Raw genomic sequence first — 3,697 nt, 5'->3', positions numbered from 1 at the left:
TGCTGGTGGCAAGCGCAGCCGACAAGCCATGGGGTCATAACGCGCGATTCGGTACCTTCGTGAATAAGGCGGGATTAACAAAAAAATTCGAATGTCGTGCTGATACTAAGGCACCGCCAATGCGATATCCCTTAAAGCCTAATCGCTCAATAACATAACCAGGAGGGCCAATTTCTTCATACATGGCTGGATTACTTTTAAACACGGACCCACAGTTAGGTTGCTTACGTGGAAACTTTTTATTTCTTTCATTAAGAATTAAAAGCATCTCACGTCGCACACTACCCTTGTCAGCCGCTGGAAGAAAACGCATTCGTGCTTCTGCTATTACCCTTTCATTGCCTTGGAATACTGAAGTTCTATATCCAAACTCACAAGAAGCTTTATCAACAACAAACTGATTGCCAGAAGTGTCAACAGCAGTAATGCTCACTACAGAGTCGCCAATGCTCTTTCGCTGGCTACCACCATTCATGCATATTAATCCACCAAGAGTGCCTGGAATGCCGCATATATGTTCAGCTCCAGATAACCCTGCCAGCATAACCTTCCTCGAAAAATATGGAGCCCATACACCTGCTTGAACATTCACATAATCTTTGTAAAAATTGAATGAAGACATTCTTGTGCCTATGCGTATACATAGAGCATGCAATCCTTTATCTGAAAAAAGAAGGTTTGATGTATCTCCAATTACAATGCTAGCCAGTCCCTCTTGAGCAATGAAAGCTCGCAGTGAGCAGAGTTCATCTATCGAGTTTGGCTCAACAATAGCATCTGCTATTCCACCAATTCCCCAGCATGAGAACTTCGACAAGTCAACACTGAGAGAGACACCGCCGGGGCATATACGCCGTATTTCATGTATATCACTCTTTGTCAATCTACGCATTCGACTTTTGCCCCAAGGGCCTTCAACTTTTCAACAAATCCCACGTAACCACGAGCAATCTGCCAAGAGTCGGTGATTGTTGTCTCCCCTTCAGCCATTAGCCCGCACAGAGCAAGCGCTGCTCCAGCGCGCAAATCTAAAGCCTTAACTTCTGCTCCATATAAGTGGCCACCAGCACCGTGAAGCACCAGCATATCACCGCGAATTTCATACTTAATTCCCATCTTCGACATTTGCGCTGCATAAGCGTAGCGACCAGGGAATCGTAAATCAATAATGCGTGACTCACCTTTTGCTTTAGCGCCCCAAGCCGCTAAGATAGGCTGAACATCTGAATTAATACCAGGGTGCGGGCCTGTGCTAATTTCGATTGGATAACAAGATCCACCGCGAACAATGAGGGAGTGTTCACTATGATATAGAATAGCACCAGCAGCCCGCAGGTGTGCTAACACCACCTCTAGATCTTGACAGGGAAAATCATGGATTTCTATATCGCCACTAGTGATAACAGCTCCCGCAAGCCATGTAATAGCTTCCATGTTGTCTGGTATTACAGTGTGTTGAGCACCATGCAAACCTTCTACACCAGTGACTTCGATATGCTCTTGTCCAAAGACACGAATCTTAGCACCCATTTTATTAAGCAATGAAATAAGATCCAATATTTCAGGCCGTATGTGGGGGTTCCAAATCCGCGTCACTCCTTTTGCGAGTGTAGCACATAGTACTGCATTTTCAGTTGCACCTGTAGAGCGTATTGGTAGGTGAATATCTGCAGCCACAAACCCACCTTTCGCCTCAGCATAGAGGTAATCACCCTCTTCCCAAACCCGAGCACCTAATCGCTCTAAAACAATTACATGAAGATCATATTTTCGCTCCCCTAACTTGCAGCCTCCAGGCAACGGTACCGCGCCGACACCTAAGCGCGCAGTAAGTGCGCCCAAAATAAGCAGAGTATTGCGAATAGAGCGGCCTTCCCAGTCCAGAGTAGCGTCAATCTGTGTAGGCTCAAAAATCCCTATATGATCTTTATCGATCAGTTCGCATTGCTTACCAAGGCGACTTAGCATGTCTATATGAACCTGAATATCCAGCAATGGTGAAGGGAAATTCCTCAACATTATTGACTCTGAAGTTAACAGGCTTGCTGCTAATAACCGAAGCGCAGAGTTCTTTGCGCCATTTATCCTTACTTCACCTTCAAGCTGCCGTGAGCCGAAAATTTTAATTGTCACGATTCCACCTTATTGCCGAGAAATAAACCTCATTGCATACCAAACACTCAGAAAGTAATGCAATGAAAGTGATATGGCATAGATCCAGATTGCAGTCTCTGCCTCTAGGTTAAGAAGATACGAAGAACCAAAACATGCCAGCAAAATAAGCAGGCGTTGAAAGTTAAGGAGAAGCAATTGCTTCTGACCATCAAATATATAAAAAACATGTGCTACAGGCGTTTGAGAAAATTGCGCCACTAGATATACTGATAAGATAGACGCAAAAGTGCCAGAAAGCTCCCACTCATGACCAAACACCAAGGAAAAAAGAACAGGCCCAAAGAAAAACAGTACAGCGGCAGGCAGAATTGAGAAAAGTAGCAGCCTTTTAATCACAGCACGGGCCATACTGCGAATTTTTCCCGGATTTTTGCGCCCCAAGTTAGCTGCCTCTGCATAAAATGCTTTTGCCAGGGTTCTACCAAACAGCTGAAGTGGTAGTCCTAAAGCCATCAGAGCTAACCCCAACTGGCCAGTGGTTTGAGCATCATATAACACAGCCATAAACAGCAATGGCGCACTTGAAGAAAGCGCTAGAAAGAACTGCGATGGAACACGAAAGAAGGGAAAGTCTCGATACCGCCAACCGACTTTCTTCATCCTTGACCACCTCAAAAACTTTAGATTCTTCTTAAACTCTACACCATGCGCACGGAACAGGCTTCCGCTCCCTCCCCCATTAGCAAAAACCTGTCCTAGCAAAAGCCCCCCCGGCTTAATCGCCATCAACCCAAAGAGAATTTTTACTAAGGAACCAATCACACTTTGCCATATATTTGTGCGGGCAATTATACGATAATTTCGCTGTCGAGTAGCCCACAAAGTCATCATTTCATAGCTAGCTGACGTCAACAAGGCTATAGAAATCAACCACCACCATGGAGCCAGTATCTCCATAGAGAATATTGCTAACACATGCTCCCCGAACACCAAAAGCAAGGCACTGATTAGCAGCATGAATCCTAGCATTATTCCGCTGCTAAACACCAAAAGGTTAAATGCCATGCCATCGTGATTTGGGAGTGGAATCGCCAGAACGTAGCGCAAGGTCAAGAGGGGTGAAATGATTGATATCAAAGCGGAAAATACAGAAAGAGCACCGAAATCTTCTGGACTATAAAGGCGAGTCAAAACCGGAATGGCTGCAATGCCAACAACTCTCGCGATACCACTACCTACTGCTAACACTGCCATTCCTTTGAAAACACTACTGGCAGTGCCACCAAAAATCTTTCTCAGGGGCTTAATCAACAAATTAGGCACGTCAGAAAGCGACTTATCAGACATCTAAATTTGCTCTAGGAGGAGGTTTGATCTAAGAAGGTATTAGTGAGTTGAGATTATAAAGTGACAGAAATCGATAATTAATTTTTATGATTTTTCATCTCCAGTGTGGAAGCCAACCTCGGTGCGACATACTATAGATCCTCCACGAACGGAAAACGCAGGGAAAACGCATGAAAAAACCTACACCGCGAGAATGTCCGCCAGATAGGCCTCATCCAGCGCGGCTTTCTTCTGC

The 3,697-nt window shown here is 45.0% G+C and carries 3 protein-coding genes; all 3 read right to left on the bottom strand.

Features of this window, described 5'->3' with window-relative positions:
• Positions 1-34 precede the first annotated feature (34 nt).
• The 3 genes from murB to IHD13_RS17880 all read right to left on the bottom strand — a co-directional run bounded on the left by murB (position 35) and on the right by IHD13_RS17880 (position 3,462).
• Positions 35-817 carry a UDP-N-acetylmuramate dehydrogenase gene (murB, locus tag IHD13_RS17890; RefSeq protein WP_230086410.1) on the bottom strand — a complete coding sequence of 261 codons (783 nt, stop codon included), beginning with the start codon at positions 815-817 and terminating at the stop codon, positions 35-37.
• Positions 818-879: 62 nt separating this feature from the next.
• A complete protein-coding gene (locus IHD13_RS17885; protein WP_326838390.1) occupies positions 880-2,133 on the bottom strand; it encodes a UDP-N-acetylglucosamine 1-carboxyvinyltransferase in 1,254 nt (417 codons plus the stop codon).
• Between the two features lie 9 nt (positions 2,134-2,142).
• A complete protein-coding gene (locus IHD13_RS17880) occupies positions 2,143-3,462 on the bottom strand; it encodes a lipopolysaccharide biosynthesis protein (RefSeq protein ID WP_195862392.1) in 1,320 nt (439 codons plus the stop codon).
• Positions 3,463-3,697 lie beyond the last annotated feature (235 nt).

It is taken from the genome of Halomonas sp. 328 (assembly GCF_015645095.1).
Classification (GTDB): domain Bacteria; phylum Pseudomonadota; class Gammaproteobacteria; order Pseudomonadales; family Halomonadaceae; genus Bisbaumannia.
The sequence above is the reverse complement of the archived record's forward strand: the minus strand, read 5'-3'. Positions and strand labels throughout refer to the sequence as shown.